The sequence below is a fragment of the Paraflavitalea speifideaquila genome (assembly GCF_032395985.1).
Taxonomy (GTDB): domain Bacteria; phylum Bacteroidota; class Bacteroidia; order Chitinophagales; family Chitinophagaceae; genus Paraflavitalea; species Paraflavitalea speifideaquila.
The window spans coordinates 660,224-685,276 of record NZ_CP135920.1 but is presented as its reverse complement, the minus strand read 5'-3'; the positions used below and the strand labels follow the sequence as shown (position 1 = coordinate 685,276).

Below are 25,053 nucleotides of genomic sequence, written 5' to 3'. Positions count from 1 at the left end.
TGGTATGAAAAAGCTTTTATATTGTTGTATTGTGTTGCTGGGCTTGTGTTGCAAGCAACGTTTTGACCCTCCTGTAATGACCCCTGTTAATGGGTACCTGGTGGTGGAGGGAAGCATTAATAGTGGATCGGGGCCTACCAATATCAAAATCTCGCGGGCTATCCCCTGGCCGATAGTTCGCGCATGAAATATGAACGGAATGCAGTAGTACGGGTAGAGGGGGAAGACAATAGCTCCTACCCGCTATCAGAAACATCGACGGGAAATTATAGTACACCCCAGCTATTTCTCAATAACAATGTGAAATACCGTTTATACATTAAAACTTCTGATGGAAAGGAATACAACTCGGAATATACAACGCGCATCAAGACACCTCCTATCGATGCTGTTCGCTGGGAACAGCCAACCGATCTTTATTTCTATATCAACACGCATGATCCGTTGAACAATACGCGCTATTACCAATGGGATTGGGAAGAGACCTGGGAGTTTCATTCGGCTTTTAGTACTACGCTGGAATATGCCAGGAGTACTACGGGTGAAATAACAGGCATCAAGTACCGGTATCCCAACCAGATGCACGATACCACCAACTATATATGCTGGAGAACAGAAGCTTCTACCAGTATACTCATTGGTTCATCGGCCAAATTGGCCAAGGACAGTATTGATATGCAGATCCATTCTATCAAGCGAGCTTCACAAAAGGTAAGTGTTTTATATAGTATTAAAGTAAGGCAGCATGCACTTAGTAAAGCGAGGTATGAGTTTTTACAAAGAATGAAGAAAAATACAGAACAAACAGGTACTTTATTTGATGCACAGCCTTCGGAATTGGTGGGGAACATACATGCCAAAAATGATCCGAAAGAAATTGTGATTGGACTTGTGGAAGTTTCGGATATGCAGGAAAAACGTATTTTCATCCGGATGACGGATCTACTTAACTGGGGATTCCGGCAACCCTGTGAGGAAATAAGGGTGCCCAATAATTTAGATAGTATACGTGCGCATAGCTATCTCACGCCTACGAATGTAGCAGAGTTTGGTGTGAGTGGGATTTTAGCCTTTTTGGATCCAGTCCAACCTGTGTCCTTTGTACGCTGACGGGGGTCCATCTAAAACCTCCCTTCTGGCCTTAATCATACATCCAATAGTACAACCTAAAACAATTTTGATGTACCTGACATCACATACGATACGAAAAAGTTTATTAGCAATACTGGCAGCCGGCCTGTTGCTGCCCAATTGGGCTTTGCAGGCACAAGACTTTGGCAAAGTGATCAATACCCGGTTCAATGAATACCGTGAAAAAGCGATCCCGGAAAAGGTGTATGTACATACAGACAAAGGGTTTTACCTGGCTGGCGAGATCTTATGGTTTAAGCTATACTATGTAGACGGCACAAGCAATAAACCATTTGACCTGAGTAAGGTAGCTTATGTGGAATTGCTTGACAAAGACAATAGACCGGTGATGCAAGGGAAAGTGGCAATTATTAAGGGCTTTGGAAATGGTTCGTTCTACTTGCCTGCTTCGATCAATGCGGGCAATTATATTTTGCGCGCCTATACAAACTGGATGAAAAATTTTGGGCCAGATTGTTTCTTTGAGCAGCAGGTAAGGATCGTCAATACACTAAAGCCGTTGCCGTTGGTAAAACCTGATAGCAGCAGCATGTACGCAGTGCGTTTTTTCCCAGAAGGGGCAATCTTGTAAGGGGCATTCATAGCAAGGTAGCTTTCCAGGTTACGGACCAATATGGCAAGGGGATGAGGTTTAGCGGAAGGCTGACCAACCAGCGTAATGAAGAGATCGTACAGTTTAAACCTGATAAATTTGGGATTGGGCAATTTTCCTTTACACCGGCAACCGGGGACGTTTATACAGCTACGGTCGTAACAGAGGATGGGAAAACGATCAATCGTGAGTTACCGGCTATTTATGAGCAAGGATATGTGATGCAATTACAGGATGGAGGGAATGGGCAATTGCAGGTAAGTGTGCGTAGCAATATGCCATCCAGGGCGCCGGCGGAAGAAGTATTTCTTTTTGCACACAGCCACCAGGAAGTGAAAGCAGCTATCAAAAAAGCCATTGTAAATGGGATAGCACAGTTCACCATCGACAAAAACAAACTGGGGAGGGTATTTCCCAGCTCACGGTATTCAATGAACAAAAGCAACCGGTATGTGAACGCTTGTATTTTAAACCATTGAAGGAAATGCTTACCATTGAAGCAAGTGTGCAGGAAAGGGAATACGAAAGTCGAAAAAGGTAAACCTTTGGCTAAATACTTTCACTACGCCCGGAAAAGGGATACCAGCTAATTTATCGTTATCGGTTTACCGGGTAGATTCTCTTCCCGCACAAGACCAGGGAAATATCCTGAGTTACCTGTGGTTGAGTTCTGATCTGAAAGGCACGATAGAATCGCCAGCGTATTATTTTACGTCACAAAGTGCCGAGGTAATGACTGCACTGGACAATTTGTTGCTGGTACATGGCTGGCGAAGGTTTGATTGGGAGGCTGTATTAAAGAGTAGTGAGGCTTCATTTCAATATATTCCCGAGTTTACCGGGCATTTCATTTCCGGAATGATTACGCACGGGAATGATGGCACACCCGTAAAGGAAACGAAAACCTATTTATCGATCGCAGGCACCAAATTGCAATTCTACCCTGTTCACAGTGACAGGGATGGCAATGTTCGGTTTGATGTTCGAAATTATTATGGCCCTGGGGAAATCATCATACAAACAGAGGATCAGCAGGATAGTAGTTACCATGTTGACATTCAGAATCCCTTTTCAGATAAATATATAGGGCATGAGCCTATTCCGCTCAACGTATCGCCAGCGCTTGAACAAACGCTAACGGAGGGCAGTATCAACATGCAGGTACAAAATGCTTTTTACAGTGATCGTTTAACGCAGTTTGCGATACCCAATATTGACACGACAGCCTTCTTTGGAAGCAGTTATCCCAAATACCTGATGGATGATTATGTGCGTTTTACGACTACAGAGGAGATCTTAAGAGAGTATGTTCCAGATGTTGCAGTACGGAAGAGTGACGGGCAGTTTCAGTTGTACATTTTCAACTGGGAAACGGAAAGGCATTACAGGAGCAGCCCGCTTGTTTTGTTGGATGGCGTTCCGGTAAGTATCCAAAAGATCATGACATACGATCCTTTAAAGCTTCGTCAATTGCAGGTAGTTACAGACCGGTATGTGGCAGGTGATTTTACGTTTGACGGGATCATTAGTTTTACTACCTATCATGGCGATCTGAATGATCTGAAGTTAGATAGCCGGGCTGTTATTTTGGATTATGACGGATTGCAAATGCAACGGGAGTTTTATGCGCCGGTTTATGAAACACCTGAACAGGTAGCCAGCCGGTTACCAGACTTCAGAAATTTACTTTATTGGAACCCCGATATTCAAACAGACGCTTCGGGCAAGGCTGGTATCCATTTTTGGACGTCGGACCTGAAAGGCAGGTATGCAGGGGTATTACAAGGCATTGACAGTAATGGTCATGCTGGTAGTTATTCTTTGTATTTGAAGTGAAATAAGTTCAACAGCCTGCGGATTTCCAGTATACCTTCGTATTCAAAGTAAAGGGTCTCCACTCGGTGGGACCCTTTTCTTTGTATGCGAAGACTAAAGATTAAGTCTATTGTTGGACCAACAGTTTAGCAGCTTATTGGCGTTCAAAAAGATAATCAATGGCTTTTCCATCCCCTGAAATGGTGGCTCTTAGTTTATTGCCATCTAGCTTATAATCTATTTTCTTGGGAAAGTCGTGGTTGGGATTTTCACAGGTAAACCCATCCTTTGTGATGGCGGTGAGCTTAAAATAAACAGGTTCTTTGTTTTGAGGTACATCGGCCACATACCAAATATTATTGTCCTTTATCAGGAGTTGTATCTTTTCTACAAAAGTGTATCCTTCTCTTTCAGGGAAACACCAAAGCCTTTCATAAGGAATGGCCCGGTCATTTCCCAACGCTCATGGGCTTTGCGGCCGGGTTTTACATTGGTCCTGTTCCAGGTACCTGTAAGCCAGCTTAGCTTATTAAAGTTTTCGGTAGTTGCCTTGTTAATATCCTGTGCCTGGGCTTGGTTAATGAATAAGGCCAATAAAAGTGTCATGAAGGGATGGCTCATTGTCATATAGTATTTATGGCGAAATTAAAAGGAGGATTGACCTGGTATTGTACAAAGCCAAAAATACCGGCTTATCTGCCCTGCCAATAGATGAATGGATTGTTGTTCCCAGGTATTGGTAAGGCGTATCCGATAGGGATCGCCATAATGAAAAATGAGCTCACAGAAGCCATCAGGAATGATCTTTTGTTGATGGTGGGTTGGGTCTTCGTTCTCTATGATCCAATAGCAATCGATGATTTTCTCCAGGCCAGCCCCTGGATTTACTCTTTTAAAGATCATGTAATTAGCTGTTAGGTATTGACTATTAGGTGTAAGCTATCAGCCGTAATAGGTAGCTAAAGGCCATTTATACCATACAAAAATAAGGAGTAACCGCTGGAAAGTCAGGAAGTCTGAAAGACGGAGGTCGATTATTTGGTCTGGGAGAGATCGAAGCCGAAGAGGCTGCCTTCACCTATAAGGCTATTTACCCAAATAGATCCTCCCTGAGCTTCGATAAATTCTTTGAAATGGCCAGTCCCAGGCCGGTGCCGTTGCGTTCATGAGTGCCTGGCACTTTGAAATAGCGATCGAAGAGGCGGGGAAGGTATTTTTCGTCAATGCCCTTGCCATAATCGGTAACGGTGAAAAGCACTTTATTGTCTTTGGCATTAATGGCAATGTCAATGAAAGAAGTATCAGTGGAATAGCGGATGGCATTGGTAAGAAAATTGATCATTACCCAGGAGGTTTTTTCTACATCGGCCTGTACAGCTGGGAGGTCGGCAGGCAGGCTAACGCGAAGTGTTATGTTCTTTGCTGGGCCTGGAATTGGACAGCCTGAACTGCTTGCTCGACTATGGTAGCGGGCCGGGCGGGTTGGAGTTTCAGTTGTATATTACCAGTCTCTACCTGCGACATGTTGAGGAGCTCGCTGGTGATATTGAGGAGGCGGTCGGCATCTTCGGTAATGCTTTTGGATAGCTCCTGTTGTTCTGGATTTAATTGCCCTATCCTATTATCGGTAAGGAGACGTGCACTCATCTTAATAGAAGAAATGGGAGTTTTGAGTTCATGAGATACGGTGGCAATAAAGTTGGTCTTGGCTTCATTGAGCTCATGGAATAAAGTAATATTGCGCAAGACAATTACCTGACCTGCCACCTCTCCATTGTTCATGACGTTCAATACATCCTTATTGAAATAGCTTTCTTTGTTATCGGCATAGATCTTTAATTCTTTCCTGGCTTTATCGTCCTGCAGGAGGGTGCGCATGAGGTCATTTTTCAGCGCCAGGTCGGGTGCATACTTACCGACGATATCGGCTTCTTTCCATCCCAATAGTTTTTCGGCCACTGCGTTGAGGAAGAGGATATGTCTTTTTCGTCGAGACCGATAATCCCATCGCGCATTTGGTTGATGATGGTTTCGATGCGTTTTTTTTCAAAGGTAAGTTTGGCCAAATTACTGTTCTCGTATTCATCCAATTTACTGGCCATGCTATTAAAGGCCTGGGCCAGTTCGCCAAACTCATCTTCCTGTTTGAGATAAATCCGTTTGCTGTAATTCTTATTATAATCTCCCGAATCCCTTCGGCCAGTTTGGCTACGGGTTCGGCAATGACGCCAGGGAAATTATAAATGAAGGTGAGCACGATCAGGATAAGGGTGGTAAAGATGATGGTAAGCCATAGTTGGGCGCTTTCGGCGGTGGCGCCGGCGATGGCATTTTTTTTCAGAATAGCTTCCTGGTTAAGGTCGTTGATCATGCGGATGGATTCGCGCAATTGTGCGTAATTGGCAGAATCGTCACGATGGCTTAACAATTCTTTAAAGTTTTTACGCAATGCTTCAGTGACCTCTCTTTCGCCCGCCTCTGTAATATTGGCTTCCTGGTTTCGCAGGTTGGCATTGAATATGGTAATGGCGTTCGAGTCGCTCGGAATATCTTCCAGGGCCTTGAGCATATTGTTGGAATATACCAGGGACTCGTAATTGTTTTTGAGGATGCGGTTGGCATCTCCGCTAAGGCGGTTGATATAATAGAGGCTAAGGATTCCAAAGGTGAGGATAACCAGGAAGAGAAAGCCGAGGCCCAATGATAATTTTGTTTTTAGACGGACAGCCATAACATAAATTATGAAAGGATAACAATGTCGATATCGGCCGCTGACAATTTGTTCAATAGCTGATTGAATACAGCGGTGCTTAAAATGACATTGAACAGGTTAAGGTGTGGCTTGCCTACGCAAATGGTGGTTACTTTGCGTTGTTCGGCCACTTCAATAATACCTTTAGCAATATTACTGTGTTTAATTTTAATGACTTCACCACCCAGTTCAGTTGCCAGTTTGAAATTATTGATGAGGTGGCGTTGAGCAGCCAGGCCAATCTTATCACCATCTTCGCGTGGGGTTTGTACATACAATAGGTACCATTTTGAATTGTAGTAGCTGGACAGCCGGGCGGTTTTCCGTATTACCTTTTGGCTATTTCATGGTTGCTGCTGATGCAAGCCAGGAAACGTTCCTGCCGGCTATTGGCATTGCGGGGCAATTCGGTTTCTATTTTACGCTCCACCTGGCTAGCTACTTCCTTAAGGGCCAATTCGCGCAACTGCAGGATCTTTTCAGATTGAAAGAAGTTGCGCAAAGCTGTTTCTACTTTTTCTGGCGTATATATTTTTCCTTCGCGCAGGCGCGTTACAAGTTCATCGGCCGTAAGGTCTATATTCACCACCTCATCGGCTTGCTTCAAAACGTTGTCTGGCACACGTTCGGCTACCTCGATGCCGGTAATTGCTTTCACTTCTTCATTGAGGCTTTCGATGTGTTGGATGTTAACAGCGCTGATCACATTGATACCGGCATCGAGGATATCCATTACATCCTGCCAGCGTTTTTCATTTTTACTGCCTTCAATATTGGTATGGGCCAATTCATCCACGATCACTACTTCGGGGTGAAGGTTTAGGATGGCCTGTACGTCGAGCTCATCCAATTCTTTGCCCTTATAGAAAAGCTTGCGGCGGGGAATTACGGGCAGGCCTTCCAGCAAGGCATGGGTTTCTTTGCGGTTATGGGTTTCAATATAACCTATTTTCACATCCACACCATTGCGCAGCAAGGTATGGGCCTCCTGTAACATACGGTAGGTTTTACCTACGCCGGCACTCATGCCAATATAGATCTTGAACTTGCCTCGCCTGGACTGGCGGATAAGTTCAATAAAATGTTCTACGTTTTTATCTTTATCGGGCATGGCTGTATTGTAAGTTACCGTTTTTCTGGGTAGGTGTAAAGAGCATGGCTGTGCAGAGGCAGTTTCGGCATTGTTTTCCTTGCAGGATGTCGTAATTGACACAGCTTTTACAGCCCTGCCAGAAGGCTTGTTCCTGTGGAATGTGTTCGAATGTTACGGGCTGGAAACCGAAACTTGTATTCATTTTCATAATGGCCATGCTGGTGGTGATACTGAATATCTTTGCCTCTGGGTATTTTTCCCTGGACAGTTGGAATATCTTTTCTTTTGTGGCTTTTGCTACGCCCATTTCACGGTAAGCGGGGTTTACAATGAGGCCAGAGTTGGATACAAACTCGCCCTTCGCCCACACTTCTATATAAGAAAACCCTACCCATTGGCCTTTTGTAGTAATGGCAATCACGGCTTTACCTTCTTCCATTTTGGTCATGATGGAGGTAGGTGATCGTTTGGAAATACCTGTTCCCCTGATCTTGGCAGAACTTTCCATTTCATCTACTATCTGTTGTGCATACTGCTTATCGTTGTTGTCCGCTACGCGGACGATAATACTGTCTGGTTCAGTTTTACTATCGGGTTCCATTGTGGTTCATTTTATAGTTTAGCAACCGCTTCCCATTACCTGTTTTATATAAACGGCATATAATACAGCGGGAATCATAGATTGGAGGATCAGCTTTTCGACCCTATCGTTGGGCATAAAGGAAGTGAAGGAAAATACGAAGGTATTCTCGATCACGTTTTTCACCATATGATCGCCCTGACGGTATAATTTACCAGCCAGGGAAAAGCATTTTTTTGCCAGGTGGAAATTATGGTCCAATACAGCGGTTTTGGTGTAATCAGAAAAGCACTGCATGGATTTATAGACATCCATATTTAATCTTGCTGGAAAATTGTCACTGGTAATCGTAGGTAATTCCTCTTTGAGAAGGGAGGGGACTTCATACTGGGTAATCATATTAGATCGTTATTTTGAATAAAGTCTGCTTAGGTATGACAAATCCCGTTCCATGACTCATCGAAAAAGGCCGACTGGCTACAAACCAATATGGTCGAGGCTTCTACGAAAATCCCCTATTCCGGAATGACGGCAGGCTTTGCACATCCCTTTCATTTTGGTAAGGTGGTTTTTCAATTTGGAAGGATGGGGAAAAGAAAATCCCCTCCACGGGGGAAGGGATCTTCGAGAAAGGAGTAGGTAAAACACAAATTTTTAGAAACTAATGGCTACAGAAGCTGTAACAAATGCATTATTTTTCCTGGTATTGGTTTCTTTTATAAAGACCTCGTCCTTGCTACTGAGGTTTCTGCCCTCCAGGCGTACCAGGACATTGGAAGCGGGAGCATAGTCGACATTGAGGGAAAGGCCGGTAGTTTTAAAGCCGTTGGGGTACCCGTAGCAATGATCACCCGTTTTTATCTTCATAATATTCGCCCCGGGCAGCAATGGCCCATTTGTTATCGATCGTGTATTTCAGGATGACAATGGGGGCATACCAGGTATTCATATCGCTACTGCCTTTTGTTTTCTGTTCGGAACCGATGTCAACACCCACAGTAACGCCCAGTTTGTTACTCAGGTTGAAGATGGCATAGAGGTTATGAAAATAGCGCATGAGTCGGGCACTATCCGGTTTATCGGTACCAATAAATGTGCTGTAATTAAGGGTGGTAGTACTATTGGGCTTGAACTGCACCTGGGTACCAAAGCTCATGAGGGAATTGCCGTCAACTCTTTTGATGCGCTGCCAGCCATTGAGGGCCATAGCGCTGATGAGCCACTTGTTGTTGTCGCTGGTATAGGTAAGTTTGGCACCGGCTTCATAGTAGGGTGAATTATCGGCCATTATACTGCGGGTGAGTGTCCAGCAGTCTTTTGACACCGCGCTTTCAAACCCTATATGGGAGCCAAAAATACCGGCATCGAGCCAGAGGTTTTTCTTTTTGGAGAGTTTAACACCGGCATTGGCCTCATAGATGTTTTTTAGCACGCCGGGTTCGGCGGCATAGTTGGCGTTCATGTAAGTACCGGCTGCAAAAGCCAGGTTGGCCCTTACGTTTTCGGTATTGTACGCTGCCTTCAAAAATCCGAGGTTGAGGTTGAATTCATTGTGGCGGTTGTAGCTGTAAATAAACCCTGCTTTGTTGTTATCTACGGGTTTATTCAAATCATAGGAATAATACAATTCTGCATAGCCGCTGAAAGTCAGTGGTGAAGGTTTAGATTCCTGGGCTATAGTTCCCATACTGATCAATAAAGCTGCACCGGTAAAAATCTTTTTCATCTTTTGTTCTGTTATTGTGAATGGTCATTAGTGAATCGTTTGCGTCGAAAACGTCGGCAGACGGCAGTCGTGAATCGGCAATCTTTTGTTTCGTTGGCACAGGTACGCCCACACGCAGGCTGGGCTGCATACTCGCGCCAGGGGCCAAGAGGTGACACCTTTTCGTTTTCGTGGTAAGGGAAAGGTGTCACCTCTTTCCTGATGAAGGTGAGCCGCTCTACAACGCTGCATTTGCCAGTCTGCAGAGCGACCCACCTTTCGCCAGGGGCAAACAAATAAAATTTGGATGACAGTTCCTTGCGACAGTTGAGGGTAAGGACATGCTGATGGCACCCGCCTTCGTATAAAGGCCGAAATACTGACAATTTATCTGCAACAACCTTCAGTTACATCCTAATACTGCAATTTGTCTAACGCGATGTTGAGTTTCAGGATATTTACTTTAGCAGGGCCAGCAATGCCTAGTAAAGGGGCTTCGGTTTGCTGATCGACCAAGGCGATCAATTTGCCTTCATCGATCTTGCGGATGGCAGCTACTCTTTTTATTTGAAGTTTAGCAGCAGCAGGTGAAAGATCGGGATCGAGGCCACTACCTGAGGCGGTTACCAATTCGGCAGGTATCTCTTCTTTCTTTACACCAGGATTGTGAATGAGGAAAGTATCAATCCTATCCTGCACTGTTTTTAAATAATCAGGATTGGAAGGGCCTTTATTGGAACCGGCTGATCCGGCTGCATTGTAGTCAACTGCAGATGGGCGTCCCTGGAAATATTTATCGTCAGTGAATTTTTGTCCCACAAGGGCATAACCTACCACCTTACCATTTACAGATAATGTTTCGCCTTTACCTGCTCCGGGCGCCATTTTACCAATGGCGGCTATCAGGATGGGATAGATGAGGGCCAGCAGGAGAACCATCACTATGGTAAGTTTGAGGGAAGGCAGTATATACTTTTTCATTATTGTTTAATTATTGCTGATTGTATATTGTGGTCGTTAAAGGGGACATTTTATTACATGAACAGTCCTAACAGCATATCAATTAGTTTGATACCAATGAACGGAACTATCACGCCACCAAGGCCATAAATGAACAGATTTCTCCTTAGTAAGGCACTGGTGCCGATTGGTTTATAAGCCACTCCACGCAATGCCAGCGGTATCAATACGGGAATAATAATGGCATTGAATATTACGGCCGACAGGATGGCGCTTTGAGGACTTTGCAGGTGCATAATATTAAGTGCCTGCAAGGCTGGAATGGACGTAATAAACAAGGCTGGTACAATGGCGAAATATTTAGCCACATCGTTGGCAATGGAGAAAGTGGTAAGGGTGCCTCTTGTCATGAGCAATTGCTTGCCGATCTCAACGATCTCAATGAGCTTGGTGGGATCGTTGTCGAGGTCTACCATATTACCTGCTTCTTTGGCTGCCTGGGTGCCACTGTTCATGGCTACGCCAACATCGGCCTGAGCCAGTGCGGGGGCATCGTTGGTACCATCGCCCATCATGGCAACCAGTTTGCCACCTTGTTGTTCTTTTTGATGTAGTTCATTTTATCCTCGGGTTTGGCCTCGGCAATAAAATCATCCACACCTGCTTTTTGGGCAATGTATTTGGCCGTAAGGGGATTGTCGCCCGTAACCATCACTGTTTTAACGCCCATTTTACGTAAGCGCTCAAAGCGCTCCTGGATACCGGGCTTGATGATGTCCTGTAATTCTATAACGCCTAGTATGGTTTCATTACGGCTTACTACAAGTGGGGTGCCTCCATTATTGGCTATTTCCTTCACGCGTTCTTCTGTTTCAATGGGGTATCCGTTACCGGCTTTTTTAACCAGTGTTTTAATGGCATCAGAAGCACCCTTGCGGATCTTTGTTCCGTCGCCGAGATCAATGCCACTGCTTCTGGTTTCGGCTGTGAAGGGGATAAACTTTACGCCATTGGCAGAAGGTGTATGTTTGATGCCTTTATTAGCAGCCAGTTCAATGATGGATTTACCCTCTGGTGTTTCATCGGCCAGGGAAGCGAGTATACAGGCTTCTATAAAATCATTTTCGCGGGTATTACCTGAAGGCCAGAAGTGGGTAGCTTTACGGTTTCCGATGGTAATGGTACCGGTTTTATCGAGCAGGAGGGTATCCAGGTCGCCGGCAGTTTCTACCGCCTTACCACTTTTGGTGATCACGTTTGCCCGTAAGGCCCTGTCCATTCCAGCGATACCGATGGCGGAAAGCAAACCTCCAATGGTGGTAGGTATGAGACATACGAACAAGGAAATGAAAGCCGCGATGGTGATAGAGGTATTGGCATAGTCGGCAAAAGGTTTTAGTGTTACGCATACGATAATGAATATGAGTGTGAAGCTGGCCAATAAAATAGTGAGGGCTATTTCGTTGGGTGTTTTTTGGCGGGAAGCTCCTTCTACGAGGGCGATCATCTTGTCGAGGAAGCTTTCGCCGGGTTCGGTGGTTACTTTGACCACGATCCTGTCTGACAATACCTTGGTACCGCCGGTTACGGAGGATTTGTCGCCACCGGATTCTCTAATAACGGGAGCTGATTCGCCGGTGATGGCAGATTCATCAATGGTAGCGAGGCCTTCAACGATCTCACCATCCATGGGGATCACATCTCCTGCTTCGCATACAAACCTGTCGCCCTTACGCAGTTGAGAGGAGGGAACGATCTTTATTTCGTTGGTATAGATATCTCCTACGGGAAAGATCTTTTGGCAGGTGTATCTTCTCTTGTTTTACGGAGGCTATCGGCCTGTGCTTTACCACGTGCTTCGGCAATGGCTTCGGCAAAGTTGCCAAAGAGTACGGTAATAAAGAGGATGGCTGTAATGAATGCGTTGTAGGCCAGGGTGCCTTGTGAGGTTTCGCCGGCGGCAATCCACACACATACGCCCAGCATGATGAAGGTACCCAGTTCGACCATGAACATGACCGGATTGCGGAACATGCTGCGTGGGTTGAGTTTTACAAATGACTGCTTCAGGGCAGCGGCTACCATCGCACGGGGGAACAGGGTATTGTTATTGTTTGTTTTCATTTGTTTAGTTTTTAGTGAATTGCCAGTGGTGAGTGGTAAATGGCGGGTGGCTGACTTCTATTTTAAGATGCTGATTACAGGTAGACAACTCTACTTCAGCCATTTCCCACCTACCCTACTCACAACAGGCTACTAACAACTCACATTTTCATGCTGAAATATTCAGCGAGGGGTCCCAGTGTGAGAGCAGGGAAAAGGATAAGGCATTAATGATTATAATTACGGCGAATGTCATCATGCCAAACGTCATGGAATCGGTACGCAGGGTGCCGGGTGATTCGGGAATAAATTTCTTATTAGCTAATAACCCTATGATCGCAACGGGTCCGATGATGGGAATAAACCTTGACAGGATGAGTACAACACCTGTGGATAGGTTCCAGAATATATTGTTATCGCCCAAACCTTCAAATCCGCTACCGTTATTGGCGTTGGCGGAAGTAAATTCGTAGAGGATTTCAGAGAAACCATGATAGCCAGGGTTATTGAGCCAGTTACCGGGTTTTACGGCCCAATCCATTTCGGGGTGATGGGCTATAAAGTAAGCAGCCAATGCTACGCCTGCTTTAAGCAGGAAAGCGGAGAACAGGGTCACGATGGCGGCAATTTTCACTTCCCGGGCTTCTACTTTATGCCCCATGAATTCGGGGTACGGCCCACCATGAGTCCGGCAATAAATACGGCTATTATAATATAGATGAGGTAGTTCAATATACCTACGCCACAACCACCATAGAAAGCATTGATCATCATGCCCAGTAATTGCATCATACCGGATAAAGGCATGGAACTATCGTGCATGGAATTGACGGAACCGGTGGAAATAATGGTGGTGACAATACTCCAGTATCCTGAAGATGCGGGACCAAAGCGTACTTCCTTGCCTTCCATGGCTCCGGTGGGTTGTGCTACGCCCAGGTGTGCAATGGCAGGGTTACCGTTTACTTCCCAATTAATGGTGGGTATGAGGAGGCAAAGCATACCCAGGGTCATGACTGCAAAAATTACATAAGCAAACTTTTTGCGGTTAATGTAAAAACCCAGTGCAAAGATCATGGCAATAGGGATGATCATCTGTGCAATCAGCTCTACTATATTGGTGAAATAGTTAGGATTTTCCAAGGGATGGGCGGAGTTGACACCAAACCAACCTCCTCCATTAGTACCCAGGTGTTTGATGGCAATCATACCGGCAGCAGGGCCACGGGAAACCTGTACGGTATCGCCTTGCAGGGTAGTAATGGTGTCTTTACCATCAAAGCTGGCAGGAGATCCGTTGAATGCAAGTATAATAGCAACTATTACGCACAGGGGCAAAAAGAGCCTTGTAATAGACTTTGTAAAGATGCTCCAGAAGTTACCGAGGTTATTGGTGGTTTTTCTTTCAATCCATTCATTACACCCACCAGGGCAGCAATACCGGTAGCGGCGCTAACAAACTGAAGGAAAGTGATCACGAATAATTGGGTAAAGTAAGTAAGCCCCGATTCGCCGGAATAGTGCTGCAGGTTGCAGTTTACCAGGAAGCTGATGGCGGTATTAAAAGCCAGGTCAGGTGTTTGCCCGGGGTTGCCATCAGGGTTGAGTGGCAGCTTATCCTGGAAAATAAGGAGGAAGAAAGCATATACAAACCACAGCAAATTAATGGTAAGCATCGCTTTCAGGAACTCTTTCCAGTTCATTTTTTTATTGGGATCGATGCCCGTGATGCGGAAAATGAACCGTTCTATGGGGTTCATGAAGTCGGTGATTGTCCGATCGCCGCGAAACATGCGGGCAATGTACCTTCCCAATGGAAACGCCAGCAGTACGGTGATTAGGAATGTTAGGACGACCCCTGTTAATTCTGTATTCATTTTATTCAATCAGTTTGTAGGGTTAAAATTTTTCTGGTTTCAATAGCACGTATACGAGGTATACAAATACCAGGATGGATACGGCGAAGAGTAAATTCATCATAGCTGACTATTTAGGTATTAGCTTTTAGGCGTTGGCGATTAATCTGTGGCTACGGGTTTAGACTTTTTCAAAGAAGTCAACGCATTTGAAAAAGAGGACAAAACTGACAAGGCCTGCGATCAATAAGATAACTGTAAGCATAACTTCTATTTAATTAATAAGGGATGAAATCAAAAGGGCTACTAAAACAGCTACATAAATAGCAGGCACCAGGATGTGGAGTTTCAACCGCTCACCAAATGCCTTTTTATATATTCTCATGATTGTTTATTTGCCGGAAGAAAGGCAAAGGGCATACCGGAGGGGAGACCACTGGCAGGTGAAGCGGTCTGAAGGCTTGATAATAAAAAGGTTGCGTGAGTTTTGGGCAATAGCAGCAAAAGGGGTAAGGAAATAAAAACCCTTCCGTTTTGAAAGGGGGATATTTTCAAAATGAAAATAGAAGGGGCTGGGTACTGATAATTTGAAAGATTAACAGCAGGCAGGTGCAAGGTCAGTCTTAGACAGGATGAGTAAACTTACCCGGTCAAAAGGCAGACAGCAGGTTTAGTTGATATATGTATAGGGATCAATTATTTGCCCTATCTTGACGGCATGATCCCCAAACGAAGTAAAAAGTTTTATAAGAGTCTTTATTTTCAGGTAATTATAGCGATTGTAACCGGCATATTGCTGGGTCATTATTATCCTTCATTTGCGGTACAGCTAAAACCATTGGGGGATGGTTTTATCCGGTTGGTGAAAATGTTGATAGGCCCGGTTATCTTCTGTACGATCGTGAGTGGTATGGCGGGGATGGATGACATGAAGAAGGCCGGCAGGGTTGGCGTTAAGGCCTTGCTGTATTTTGAAGTATTAACGACGATTGCGCTGCTGATCGGACTGGCAGCTATCAACCTGCTCAAGCCGGGTGTAGGTATGAATAAAGATGTTGCCAACATTGACGCAACTGCCTTAAAGGACATTGCAGCAACTCCTAAACCTCAAACGACGGTTGAATTCTGATCAATATCATACCACAAACGATTGTAGATGCATTTGCGAAAGGTGATCTGTTGCAGATCCTGTTGTTTTCGGTCTTGTTTGGAACGGCTGCTTTAAAGTTGGGGCCAAAGGTTCAGCCGGTAATGGGCTTCATTAAAGGTTTTTCGGATATTCTATTTGGCATCATTCACCTCATCATGAAGGTAGCACCGCTGGGGCGTTGGGAGCCATGTCGTTTACGATTGGCAAATATGGAGCAGAGAGTCTGAAACAACTGGCTGCATTGATGGGTACTTTCTATCTTACCTGCCTGGTATTTATTATTGTGGTCCTTGGTAGCATTTTGTATTCGATACGGCTTAATATTTTCAAGTTATTGGCCTACCTGAAAGAGGAGTTGTTGATCGTACTGGGCACTTCGTCCAGCGAATCGGCCTTACCCAGCCTGATAGAGAAGCTGGAAAAAGCTGGTTGTTCCAAATCGGTGGTAGGGCTGGTAGTACCTACGGGGTATTCTTTCAACCTGGATGGGACCTCAATATATCTTACGATGGCTGCTATTTTTGTAGCGCAGGCAACGAATACACCCATGGACCTTTCGCAGCAGCTGACCTTACTGGTAGTACTGATGGTTACTTCCAAAGGAGCTGCGGGGGTAACGGGCAGTGGTTTTATTACGCTGGCGGCCACTTTACCGGCAGTGGGTCATATTCCGGCAGCCGGGCTGGCACTGATATTGGGTATTGACCGGTTTATGAGTGAAGCGAGGGCACTGACGAATATCATCGGTAATGCGGTAGCTACTCTATTTGTATCCAAGTGGGAGAAGGAGCTGGATATGGAAAAGGCGAAGGAAGTGTTGGGTTGAGTAGTCAGTTGTGCATGTGGATCAAGGTCAGCCGCCCGGAAAGGGCGACCCACCTTAAGGGTAATTTATACTTCGCGGGCGAGGCCGTATTCTTCGATCTTTCTGTACAGGGTGGTAAGTCCTATGTCGAGTAGCCGGGCGGTCTCTGTTTTATTTCCTTTGGTATGGTTCAATACGCGCTGGATATGTAATTTTTCCATGCTGGCCAGGGAAAAGGCAGAGAGGGTATTATTGGTAGTGCCAGCCGGATTGGACAGTTGTTGGAATTCTACAGGCAGGTTAGTGACGGTCAATTCGGGGCCATCGGCCAGGATCACGGTTCGTTCTATCACATTCTTTAATTCCCGGATATTACCTTTCCACTCATGGCGCTGTAGGTGTTCTAAAAATTCCGGGCTCATGGCATCAATGCGCTGGTTGGCTTTTGGCAAAGAGTTGGAGATAGTATTGGGCCAAAGCAGGAATATCTTTCTTCCTGTCGCGCAAAGCGGGCAAGGCTATTTCAAATACATTCAGCCGATAGTAGAGGTCTTCGCGGAACTTGCCTTCGGATACTTCCTGTTGCAATTGGCGGTTGGTAGCGGCAATGATCCTCACATTTACGCGGGTAGGTTTTGTATCGCCGATCTTTATGAACTCACTTGTTTCCAATACACGCAGCAATTTGCTTTGAAGATCGATGTGCATTTCACCAATTTCATCCAGGAAGAGGGTGCCGTTATTGGCTTCTTCTATCAATCCTTTTTGTCTTTAACGGCACTGGTAAAGGAACCTGCCTTGTAACCAAACAATTCGCTTTCCAATAACTCCTTGCTAAAAGCGCTGCAGTTGAGGGCTATAAATGTTTTACCGGCTCGTTTACTGCCGGCATGGATGGCTTGTGCAAAAACTTCTTTGCCCGTACCGGTTTCGCCCAGTAAGAGTACGGTAGCTTCGGAAGGAGCTACTTTTTTGCCAGGGCAATGGCTTCTTTGATGAGGGGGAACTGCCCAGGATATTTTCAAAGTTGTATTTTTGCCTACTTGTTGTTCCAGTTGCTCAATGCGCTTTTGAGATGCACTTTTTCAATGGCCCGCATGAGGAGAGGGATGATCTTATCGTTGTCGTCGCCCTTGGTGATATAGTCAAAGGCGCCATTTTTCATGGCCTGGATACCATCGGGTATATTGCCATAGGCGGTTAGGAGGATGATCTCGGTGGTGGGATATTTGGTTTTGACCTCCTTAACAAAATCAACGCCGCTTCCATCGGGTAGCTTTACATCACATAAGACTACATCAATGGGTTCTTTATCCAGCCATTTAGTGCCGGCTTTGAGATCGGGGGCTTCGTAAATGGTAAAACCTTCGAGGGTGATGATCCGTTTGAGTAAGCCACGTAATTTCTCTTCGTCATCAATAAGAAGTATGGTACCGGGCATAAGTTGACATTGTGGGGGCAAAACTAAAGAAAAGCTACGAGGTACGAGCTTTGAGCTGCGAGCAGGGGGCAGCAATCGTCAATCGTGAATCGGCAATCTTTTGTTTCGAGGGGAGTCAATAAGGTAAAGCCGTCGATCAAGAGCGGCTTTACCTGGAATATTATCGTGCAATAATGAACTTGCGTATTTCTTCGGATTTCTCTGTTTTAAAACGGCAATAGTACACGCCATTGGCCAATTGCTGTACGGGCAAGGGTACCACATGGGTTCCAGTTGTAAACGAACGACCTGCAATGGCAGTGGTTATAAGCTTGCCTTCGACGTTATAGATGGTTGCTTTCACTTTGGCGTTGCCCCGTATAGTAAAAGTGAGGGATGCGGCTGTTGAGGCCGGGTTGGGATAAATGTTAATTGCAAATTCAGTATTAGCTGGTGGAGGCTTGGGTTTATCATCAATGGGCAGTATATCGAAATGCTCTGACAAGAGGATGGGTGTACTGGTTAAAGGAATGCTGCTAGCGTTGACAATAGTAGTAGCGGCGCTGGAACTCCAATCCCAAGTTCTTCTTTCCAACTGGGGTGTTACATTGGCTGCAGCGGGAAATGAATAAGTGCCTGAAGCGCTTTCATCGCCATCGCGTGTGGTTTTGGCCCAAAGGAGGTAGATGTACCTGCCAATGGAATCTTTAAAAGCTGCTCCGTCCAGGGTAGATGGAATATTCATGGCGGTGGTGCGTGCAGCATCGTAGCGCGTATATAATAATAGATTGGAAAGGGTTTTATAAGCATAACCGGAATTTTTGAACCGGTGATGATAGCCGGGTCCTCCATTAACGGGTCCATTATCGGTAAGGCATTCATAAAGGCCCATCAATTCAAAGCCATCAACGGCTGAAGCCAGTGGTTTGCTATCGCCCAATACAAAGGGATAGGTTTGCAGGACACCGTATTTCTGGCTAAGGATAAGTGATTTTAAAATATAGTTTACCTGAGCCTGATCGGAACCGATCATGGTACCAAAGGCTTTGGAAGGAATATTGGTTTCTGTACAGACGTATAGTTTCTTTGGCTTTTGAATACCATCATATCCATAGATCTTCAATACGCTATCGAACTCATTTTTGAGGCCAATAAACTTCTGGGCGGCTTTATCGGAGTGGCGTTCATATACAAAACCATTGGCGGCATTGCTCCATTGGCCCAATGCATATTGAGGATAGCTGTGAAAGCTAAGAACATCAAAATAGGCAGAACCAGGCTTGGGGTAATCGGGTGTAACGCTACCATCGACAGGGTTATCGGTATAACGGCATAAAATATCAGCAAAAGCGATATAACCCAATCCGCCGGGCGCTACATAAGCTGAGGGGTCGAGTGTTTTAATGATATCATAAGCAATACGTAACCAGCGGATGTAATGAAACACGGGGGCGCGTATATTGGACAGGCTACAAGGGAAAGGAAGGTTTTCCCACCAATTGCCGGTTTGTCCGCGTGGTTTCCATGCCTGTTGGGAGCCATCAAAGTCGGGTTCATTCACTACTTCCCAGAATTTGGTGTAGGGCTTATATCTTGAGACCACTTCATATATATATCGTGCGCAGTAGTTGGTATCATTGTACGGCGTTCCATTCAAACCCCCATCCCAGATAGGGGTATACATGTTCCTGAACATGTAGGAATGTTGGTTGCAATCATTGGAAGTGCTGGGTGAGCCATCTCTTTGGTACCAGGTACTGTCAATTTCTTTATCGGCAGGCGAGTTCAAGATCACGGTAAGATCGCGCACACCCAGGGTACGGTAATAATTAAATTCAGCAATGCGGACGTTGTAGGAATAATAGTCTACAAACCATGCAGGGATGGGTGGTCTGAAGGTTTTACTATCCAGTCCTTTAATGTTTTTAGAACGATTGCCAGCGGCAATATCTGCAAGGCTTTTATCATCCCAGGTCCAATACCAACCTCCGTTGGTACCGTAATAGAAATAACCATTGTAGGGTGGAACAGTGTTATCGGCAGTGTAATTGACCTGGGCCAACAGGTGTGTCATATTGCATATATATGCAACGACACAAAGAATCAGGTTTCTCATAAGGACTTTCTTGAAAAGTGAATTACATAGGTTATTCGCGGAGAATAGTCTACAATTACTCTGCCAAAATGTACCTCACTTTTAAAAACAGGCAGAATTCGATTATTATCAAATTCACATGGAGCTTGCGTTTCATAAATACTGACCGGATACAGGCATGTCAGAAAGACGGTTATTGGCTGTTTATCAGAGGTGTTTGGAACTTATCTAAGTTAGTTGTTGCAATGCCGCGCGTATAAATACGGCTTTAGGCAGGACAGTGATGATTTTCATTTCTTGCAAGAGGGAAGTTTCGTTATCGAGGAACCGGAGTACATCGGTTATTTTATTGTGTTTAAATAATTCTTTGAAAATAAAATCGCCCGGCAGTTTGTTATTAGCAAGTATGTTGAGAAGTGTAGCATCATACCAATGAAAACGTTTTGCAAGGAAGGGCTGTTGTATTTTGGGCTGCTGGTTTTGGAGTAAGGCAGCAACCAACTTTGCTGTTTGTTTTTGAATAAACTGAAAGGTATATCCGCTGGAGGCTTTTGTTTGACCACCCGCTGTGCCCAGCCAGGTGATGGATCGTTGAGTGGTGGGATAACGATAATTGGTCATGGGTATCGCGCCTGTTTCTTCATGGAGGACCTGGTAGTTGGTATTATTGAGTAGGGTGTGAATATATTGCCGAAGGACAATATCATATTGCCCGCTTTGTAATAGCTGAGGAGTAAACAAGGTATACTCAACAAGGGCCTGGTGTTGTGTAAAGGGCATTACGTATACAAAGGCGGTTCCGTGTTGCTGGCTTACGCTGAAATCCATAAGGGTGGCTTCGGCCGGATTAAAAAGGGGTTGTGGTGTTTCAATGACCCATCCTTTGAAATGTTGGAGTAGATGATACTGGCGACTTTTTAAAATGGGTTGATCAAATAGGATGCTGCTAAAGATATGCTCGGCGGAGTAGATGGCTTGTTCAGTTTCAAGAATGGCGCCCTCATGGTGGTTTTGTATGTTTTTTATTACTGCATATTCGATGGTCACATTCGGGTATTTGCGGATAATCTGGAGGCAGTATTGATAAAAATCAATTGCCCTGATCATCTTGTAAGTGTAAGGTTCTATGTTGTAGGTAGCAGAATAACTGGGGTGGAAAAACCTCAATTGTTGCCAGCTTTTGTACACAATTGGATCAAAGAGACCGGGCTCTTGTTCCCAAAAGCACCAGGTGCGGTCGTTGGTAAGCTTAGGCGCTTTATCAATGAGGAGGATCTTTTTATCGTCGTATTGGCCCGATTGAAGGAGGCGAACCAGGAAGCTCAATCCTGCACATCCGGTGCCAGCGATGATATAGTGGAAACGGTTCACTTTTTATTTTCCAGGAGCTTTTATCGCGACGTATTTTATCCCAGTATTTTTATGGACGTATAACATACCAAATGATTCGCCTTCGTGCTTATCAAGGTGCCTGTGGTGCATTTTGTGGGCCCAGCGGATGGCGCGAATGTAGGTATTGTTGGACCTGGAAAACCATTTGAAACGTTGATGGATGATAACATCATGCACCAGGAAATAAGCAAAGCCATAGGCCATGACGCCAAAACCAATGGCTTGTAACCAAAATATATTCTGGAGGGTACCGAAAAGAATGGCGAAAAACTGGGGATGGCGAAAATAACAAAGAAGGCATCATTTTTTTCAAAGAAACCGGGTTGTTTCTGGTGATGATCTTCATGGAGATACCATAGGAAACCATGCATCACAAATTTATGGGTAAGCCAGGTAACGGCTTCCATCATAAAAAAGTACTTAATAAGATGCCAATATATAGTAACCAATGCATTTTTATTCATTTAAAGCATAGCGCAGGCTCATGCAGTTTTACGTACCCAGGCTTCAACACGGGGAATACGATCCGAAACCAAACGGTATATTGCAATGGAACGGCGGCCATGGACTTTTTATTTCATCCATGCTTAGGAAGCAGAAATCATTGACTTCATCGGGTGTAGGCAATACGGGTGCATCCCAGTAGCCGGCAAAAACATGGTCAAGCTCATATTCGGTAAGACCATTGTCGAACGCATGGCGGTAGGTAAAGTTGAACAATTCCTGGAGTCCGGTGGTGAAGCCCATTTCTTCCTGGAGTCTTCTTACGGCGGCATCGGCTGTTTGTTCGCCGGGTGAAGGGTGACCGCAGCAGGCATTGGTCCACAGGCCGCCGCTATGGTATTTGGAAAATGCGCGTTGCTGAAGGAGCATTTCACCTTCGGTATTAAAAATAAATACGCTGAAGGCGCGGTGCAAGACAGCTTTTCGATGGGCTTCTATTTTTCCATAGCGCCCACTTCTTCATCCTGCTCATTCACTAAAATTACCTGGTTCAATGTGGTCATGTAATTTACTTTTTACAAACTCTTTAAAGGCACCGGGGCATTGAGGCAACGAGACATCGAGCCGATAAAGTATTAAGGCATCAAGGCGATGAGAAAATAAAGCACCGACCCAAAAGCTATAATAAATTTAGTTGATTTTTTACACCTGCGCGCACTAGGATCAAAGCTTTCCAGTAATTGGGTATACGGATACGCTGTTGCATGATCTCGGCGGGGTGGGCTTTTTTTATTTTCCTAAACAAGGATAAATAGTATTTATAGGCCACATAAACGCCAAATCGGGCTTTCCAGGGTAATTGGCGTATGCCTGCCTGGGCATGCTGCAAATCTTTTGCAATATCCGCTTCGATGTCCTGTTTCATGGAAGCGGTAAAGTTACCAAAATCTGTTCCTGGAAAATACTGGCGGTTAAGTATTGTATAATCGGCTTTGATATCGCGCAGGAAGTTTATTTTTGAAAAGCGGCGCCCAGGGAACGGGCATGGGCCTGGAGTCTATTGTATACTTGTTGATCGCCCTCACAGAATACAGACAGGCACATGAGGCCTACTACTTCGGCGCTGCCATAGATGTACTGCTCATAGGTGTTCCGGTCGTGGGATTGCTGTACCAGGTCGGTTTGCATGCTTTGAAAGAATACTTCAATGAGGTGGTGTTGGATCTGGTATTGATGAACAGTAAGTTGGAAGCTGTGGAGGATGGGGTTTAAGCTGAAGGATCGCTGGATGGCTTTAAAAGTCTCTGCTTTGAACTGGGCCAGGAGGGCTGGCTGATCCTGATCATGGAAGGTATCTACGATCTCATCAGCCAAACGAACAAATCCATAGATGTTACAGATGGGGTTTCTCATATCGGCATGGAGGAGCCGTATGGCGGAATAGAAGGAGGTGCTATACTCCTGAGCAGTGATTTGGCTACATCGCTGGCTAACCTTATGAAATAAACGCATCATAAACGCAGATTTCGCTGATTGAAACGCTGATTATACTGATTTTAATGGATTTCACTGATTGAGACGGTGATTGGGATTGAAAATACGGTGGATTTTGTTGAGTTTAATGGATAGGAACAAAATCCTTTCATTCGTTTGGTTATTTTATTTGGTTAGGAAAAATGTTTCAACACTTCATTGGCTACGACTTCTCCGCTGATGAGGGAAGGCGGCACACCTGGGCCCGGCACAGTAAGCTGGCCGGTATAAAACAGGTTCCTAACCTTTTTGCTTCGACAGGAGGGCTTCAGGATAGCGGTTTGGCGTAGGGTATTGGCCAGGCCATAGGTATTCCCTTTGAAGGAATTATACTCCTGTACGAAATTGGTGTTGGCAAAAGATTGGCGGAATACAATGGATGATTCGACGGGTTGTCCAATCTGTTGTTCAAACCGGCGGAGGATCTGATCAAAATAGTGATTGCGTAGTGCTTCATCATCGCCAGTCAGGCCAGCTGCCACAGGCACCAGAAAAAAAAAGGTTTTCACCTCCTGGGGGCGCTACGGATGGATCGGTAACAGAGGAAGCGCAAACATAAAATAAGGGATTGGTGGGCCATTCTTTGGTGGTATAAATCTCCTGTGCATGTTGTTCAAAAGGAGTATCAAAGAACAGCATGTGATGGCGGATATTATTGAGGCGTTTATGGAGGCCCACGTAATATAATAAGGATGAAGGGGCCAGTAAGCGGCTTTCCCAATATTGTTGTGAGTAAGAACGGTAGTTGGGAGGGAGCAAGTTATTTTCGATAAAGTGATAATCTGCTCCACCAATGACCACATCGGCTTTCCATTGATGGTTTCCGGCAATTACTGTTCGGGCAGTGGCGGCATCTACTTCAATATGGGTTACGTTTTGATTGAACTGGAACTGAACGCCCAGGCTGGTTGCCAGTTTGTACATGGCTTGCACAATGGCGTGCATGCCACCCTGGGGATACCAGGTACCGCCTACAATGTCGGCATAGTTCATCAGGCTGTAGAGTGCGGGTGTATTTTCGGGAAGGGCGCCGAGAAACAGGATGGGAAATTCCAGCAATTGGCGGATATGGGGATGTTTAAAATATTTATGGATATGCTTTTTTACTGAGGTGAATATATCAAGGTGAAAAATACCTTTTATAATATCTATGTCAAGAAATTCGGTGATGGATAGGCCTGGCTTGTATACCAGTTTTTGCATCCCTGTTTTGTATTTATAAGCGGCTTCCTGGAGGAATCTGTCGAGCCTGCCGCCTGCGCCAGGCTCCCATTGGTCGAGCATTTTTTGAAGGAGTATAGTTCAGCAGGTATATCATTATAACCATGTTCGCGGTACACCCGGTAGGAAGGGTCGAGTCGTTGCAGGGTGTAATAGTCTTGTACTTTTTTCCGAAGGAAGAGAAATAGTGTTCAAACACATCGGGCATCCAGTACCAGCTGGGGCCCATATCGAAGGTAAACCCCTGTTGTTGTAATTGGCGTGCGCGGCCTCCGGGGTAGGGTGTTTTTCCAATACAATGACTTCCCATCCTGCTTTGGCCATAAAAGAGGCTGCCGACATACCGGCGAATCCGCTTCCAATAACGATTGCTTTTTTCCCACGC

Annotated in this window: 31 protein-coding genes and 4 pseudogenes; 8 read left to right on the top strand and 27 right to left on the bottom strand. The window is 45.2% G+C overall.

Annotated features, from left to right (window positions below):
• The first annotated feature begins 4 nt into the window (after window positions 1-4).
• From RS881_RS04825 to RS881_RS04805, 5 genes are all read left to right on the top strand, one after another.
• Window positions 5-187 (top strand): hypothetical protein, encoded by a 183-nt coding sequence (locus RS881_RS04825; protein WP_315820035.1) that lies wholly within the window; start codon window positions 5-7, stop codon window positions 185-187.
• Window positions 184-1,110 carry a DUF4249 domain-containing protein gene (locus RS881_RS04820; protein WP_315820034.1) on the top strand — a complete coding sequence of 309 codons (927 nt, stop codon included), beginning with the start codon at window positions 184-186 and terminating at the stop codon, window positions 1,108-1,110. Before RS881_RS04825 ends, RS881_RS04820 begins: the two co-directional genes overlap by 4 nt.
• 70 nt (window positions 1,111-1,180) lie before the next feature.
• A complete protein-coding gene (locus RS881_RS04815; protein ID WP_315820033.1) occupies window positions 1,181-1,723 on the top strand; it encodes a hypothetical protein in 543 nt (180 codons plus the stop codon).
• A 53-nt stretch (window positions 1,724-1,776) separates the two neighbouring features.
• A complete protein-coding gene (locus tag RS881_RS04810) occupies window positions 1,777-2,223 on the top strand; it encodes a hypothetical protein (RefSeq protein WP_315820032.1) in 447 nt (148 codons plus the stop codon).
• A gap of 184 nt (window positions 2,224-2,407) precedes the next feature.
• On the top strand, window positions 2,408-3,580 hold the full coding sequence (locus RS881_RS04805; RefSeq protein WP_315820031.1) for a hypothetical protein: 1,173 nt from the start codon (window positions 2,408-2,410) through the stop codon (window positions 3,578-3,580).
• 133 nt (window positions 3,581-3,713) lie between these two features.
• Here RS881_RS04805 and RS881_RS04800 read toward each other — a convergent pair whose 3' ends face one another.
• From RS881_RS04800 to kdpF, 16 genes and pseudogenes are all read right to left on the bottom strand, one after another.
• A complete protein-coding gene (locus RS881_RS04800) occupies window positions 3,714-3,905 on the bottom strand; it encodes a DUF6265 family protein (RefSeq protein WP_315820030.1) in 192 nt (63 codons plus the stop codon).
• Window positions 3,906-3,946: 41 nt separating this feature from the next.
• Window positions 3,947-4,180, bottom strand: coding sequence for a hypothetical protein (locus RS881_RS04795; protein ID WP_315820029.1), 234 nt, complete (start codon window positions 4,178-4,180; stop codon window positions 3,947-3,949).
• A gap of 24 nt (window positions 4,181-4,204) precedes the next feature.
• A complete protein-coding gene (locus tag RS881_RS04790) occupies window positions 4,205-4,462 on the bottom strand; it encodes a DUF6597 domain-containing transcriptional factor (RefSeq protein WP_315820028.1) in 258 nt (85 codons plus the stop codon).
• Between the two features lie 187 nt (window positions 4,463-4,649).
• Window positions 4,650-4,901, bottom strand: coding sequence for a sensor histidine kinase (locus RS881_RS04785; protein ID WP_315820027.1), 252 nt, complete (start codon window positions 4,899-4,901; stop codon window positions 4,650-4,652).
• Between the two features lie 68 nt (window positions 4,902-4,969).
• A complete protein-coding gene (locus RS881_RS04780; RefSeq protein WP_315820026.1) occupies window positions 4,970-5,518 on the bottom strand; it encodes a histidine kinase dimerization/phospho-acceptor domain-containing protein in 549 nt (182 codons plus the stop codon).
• Complete coding sequence (locus tag RS881_RS04775; RefSeq protein ID WP_350340377.1) at window positions 5,449-5,715, bottom strand: HAMP domain-containing protein; 267 nt, start codon at window positions 5,713-5,715, stop codon at window positions 5,449-5,451. The genes RS881_RS04780 and RS881_RS04775 overlap by 70 nt, the downstream gene beginning before the upstream one ends.
• Before the next feature lie 583 nt (window positions 5,716-6,298).
• Window positions 6,299-6,589 (bottom strand): adenine nucleotide alpha hydrolase family protein, encoded by a 291-nt coding sequence (locus RS881_RS04770; RefSeq protein ID WP_350340088.1) that lies wholly within the window; start codon window positions 6,587-6,589, stop codon window positions 6,299-6,301.
• Window positions 6,590-6,639: 50 nt separating this feature from the next.
• On the bottom strand, window positions 6,640-7,422 hold the full coding sequence (locus RS881_RS04765) for a histidine kinase (RefSeq protein ID WP_315820025.1): 783 nt from the start codon (window positions 7,420-7,422) through the stop codon (window positions 6,640-6,642).
• Window positions 7,412-8,005 carry an N-acetyltransferase gene (locus RS881_RS04760; protein ID WP_315820024.1) on the bottom strand — a complete coding sequence of 198 codons (594 nt, stop codon included), beginning with the start codon at window positions 8,003-8,005 and terminating at the stop codon, window positions 7,412-7,414. The genes RS881_RS04765 and RS881_RS04760 overlap by 11 nt, the downstream gene beginning before the upstream one ends.
• 18 nt (window positions 8,006-8,023) lie before the next feature.
• The gene (locus RS881_RS04755; protein WP_315820023.1) at window positions 8,024-8,383 is read right to left on the bottom strand and encodes a DUF7674 family protein; all 360 of its coding nucleotides are present in this window, start codon (window positions 8,381-8,383) and stop codon (window positions 8,024-8,026) included.
• 255 nt (window positions 8,384-8,638) lie between these two features.
• On the bottom strand, window positions 8,639-8,851 hold the full coding sequence (locus tag RS881_RS04750) for an outer membrane beta-barrel protein (protein WP_315820022.1): 213 nt from the start codon (window positions 8,849-8,851) through the stop codon (window positions 8,639-8,641).
• Window positions 8,832-9,710 carry a porin gene (locus RS881_RS04745; protein ID WP_315820021.1) on the bottom strand — a complete coding sequence of 293 codons (879 nt, stop codon included), beginning with the start codon at window positions 9,708-9,710 and terminating at the stop codon, window positions 8,832-8,834. Before RS881_RS04745 ends, RS881_RS04750 begins: the two co-directional genes overlap by 20 nt.
• 393 nt (window positions 9,711-10,103) lie before the next feature.
• The gene (locus RS881_RS04740; protein ID WP_315820020.1) at window positions 10,104-10,670 is read right to left on the bottom strand and encodes a K(+)-transporting ATPase subunit C; all 567 of its coding nucleotides are present in this window, start codon (window positions 10,668-10,670) and stop codon (window positions 10,104-10,106) included.
• Window positions 10,671-10,723: 53 nt separating this feature from the next.
• Window positions 10,724-12,773: pseudogene (kdpB, locus tag RS881_RS04735) on the bottom strand (potassium-transporting ATPase subunit KdpB).
• Window positions 12,774-12,921: 148 nt separating this feature from the next.
• Window positions 12,922-14,545, bottom strand: a pseudogene (kdpA, locus tag RS881_RS04725) (potassium-transporting ATPase subunit KdpA).
• 106 nt (window positions 14,546-14,651) lie between these two features.
• Window positions 14,652-14,729 (bottom strand): K(+)-transporting ATPase subunit F, encoded by a 78-nt coding sequence (gene kdpF, locus RS881_RS59010; protein WP_350340376.1) that lies wholly within the window; start codon window positions 14,727-14,729, stop codon window positions 14,652-14,654.
• 579 nt (window positions 14,730-15,308) lie between these two features.
• Between kdpF and RS881_RS04720 the strand changes: the two genes are divergently transcribed.
• Both RS881_RS04720 and RS881_RS04715 read left to right on the top strand, forming a co-directional pair.
• Complete coding sequence (locus RS881_RS04720) at window positions 15,309-15,737, top strand: cation:dicarboxylate symporter family transporter (RefSeq protein WP_315820018.1); 429 nt, start codon at window positions 15,309-15,311, stop codon at window positions 15,735-15,737.
• A 50-nt stretch (window positions 15,738-15,787) separates the two neighbouring features.
• Window positions 15,788-16,584, top strand: a pseudogene (locus tag RS881_RS04715) (dicarboxylate/amino acid:cation symporter).
• A 65-nt stretch (window positions 16,585-16,649) separates the two neighbouring features.
• Here RS881_RS04715 and RS881_RS04710 read toward each other — a convergent pair.
• The 5 genes and pseudogenes from RS881_RS04710 to RS881_RS04690 form a co-directional block, all read right to left on the bottom strand.
• Entirely contained in the window at window positions 16,650-17,015 is a 366-nt protein-coding gene (locus RS881_RS04710) for an AAA-type ATPase lid domain-containing protein (RefSeq protein WP_315820017.1), read from the bottom strand.
• Window positions 16,990-17,588, bottom strand: a pseudogene (locus RS881_RS04705) (sigma 54-interacting transcriptional regulator). The gene RS881_RS04710 and the pseudogene RS881_RS04705 overlap by 26 nt, the downstream one beginning before the upstream one ends.
• Before the next feature lie 14 nt (window positions 17,589-17,602).
• The gene (locus RS881_RS04700) at window positions 17,603-18,004 is read right to left on the bottom strand and encodes a response regulator (protein ID WP_315820016.1); all 402 of its coding nucleotides are present in this window, start codon (window positions 18,002-18,004) and stop codon (window positions 17,603-17,605) included.
• Window positions 18,005-18,164: 160 nt separating this feature from the next.
• Window positions 18,165-20,057, bottom strand: coding sequence for a T9SS type A sorting domain-containing protein (locus RS881_RS04695; protein WP_315820015.1), 1,893 nt, complete (start codon window positions 20,055-20,057; stop codon window positions 18,165-18,167).
• 249 nt (window positions 20,058-20,306) lie between these two features.
• Window positions 20,307-21,449: a lycopene cyclase family protein gene (locus tag RS881_RS04690; RefSeq protein WP_315820014.1), complete on the bottom strand. Its 1,143-nt coding sequence runs from the start codon at window positions 21,447-21,449 to the stop codon at window positions 20,307-20,309.
• An 84-nt stretch (window positions 21,450-21,533) separates the two neighbouring features.
• Here RS881_RS04690 and RS881_RS04685 point away from each other — a divergent pair, with 84 nt between their 5' ends.
• Window positions 21,534-21,698, top strand: coding sequence for a hypothetical protein (locus RS881_RS04685; protein WP_315820013.1), 165 nt, complete (start codon window positions 21,534-21,536; stop codon window positions 21,696-21,698).
• 279 nt (window positions 21,699-21,977) lie between these two features.
• Here RS881_RS04685 and idi read toward each other — a convergent pair whose 3' ends face one another.
• The 6 genes from idi to RS881_RS04655 form a co-directional block, all read right to left on the bottom strand.
• Entirely contained in the window at window positions 21,978-22,388 is a 411-nt protein-coding gene (gene idi / locus RS881_RS04680; protein WP_315820012.1) for an isopentenyl-diphosphate Delta-isomerase, read from the bottom strand.
• A gap of 205 nt (window positions 22,389-22,593) precedes the next feature.
• Window positions 22,594-22,839, bottom strand: a complete 246-nt coding sequence (locus RS881_RS04675; RefSeq protein WP_315820011.1) for a hypothetical protein — start codon at window positions 22,837-22,839, stop codon at window positions 22,594-22,596.
• Window positions 22,840-22,925: 86 nt separating this feature from the next.
• Window positions 22,926-23,429: a phytoene/squalene synthase family protein gene (locus RS881_RS04670; protein WP_315820010.1), complete on the bottom strand. Its 504-nt coding sequence runs from the start codon at window positions 23,427-23,429 to the stop codon at window positions 22,926-22,928.
• 152 nt (window positions 23,430-23,581) lie between these two features.
• Window positions 23,582-23,935, bottom strand: coding sequence for a phytoene desaturase family protein (locus RS881_RS04665; protein WP_315820009.1), 354 nt, complete (start codon window positions 23,933-23,935; stop codon window positions 23,582-23,584).
• Window positions 23,904-24,731, bottom strand: a complete 828-nt coding sequence (locus RS881_RS04660) for a phytoene desaturase family protein (protein ID WP_315820008.1) — start codon at window positions 24,729-24,731, stop codon at window positions 23,904-23,906. Before RS881_RS04660 ends, RS881_RS04665 begins: the two co-directional genes overlap by 32 nt.
• Before the next feature lie 33 nt (window positions 24,732-24,764).
• Window positions 24,765-25,010, bottom strand: coding sequence for a hypothetical protein (locus RS881_RS04655; RefSeq protein ID WP_315820007.1), 246 nt, complete (start codon window positions 25,008-25,010; stop codon window positions 24,765-24,767).
• Between the last annotated feature and the right edge of the window lie 43 nt (window positions 25,011-25,053).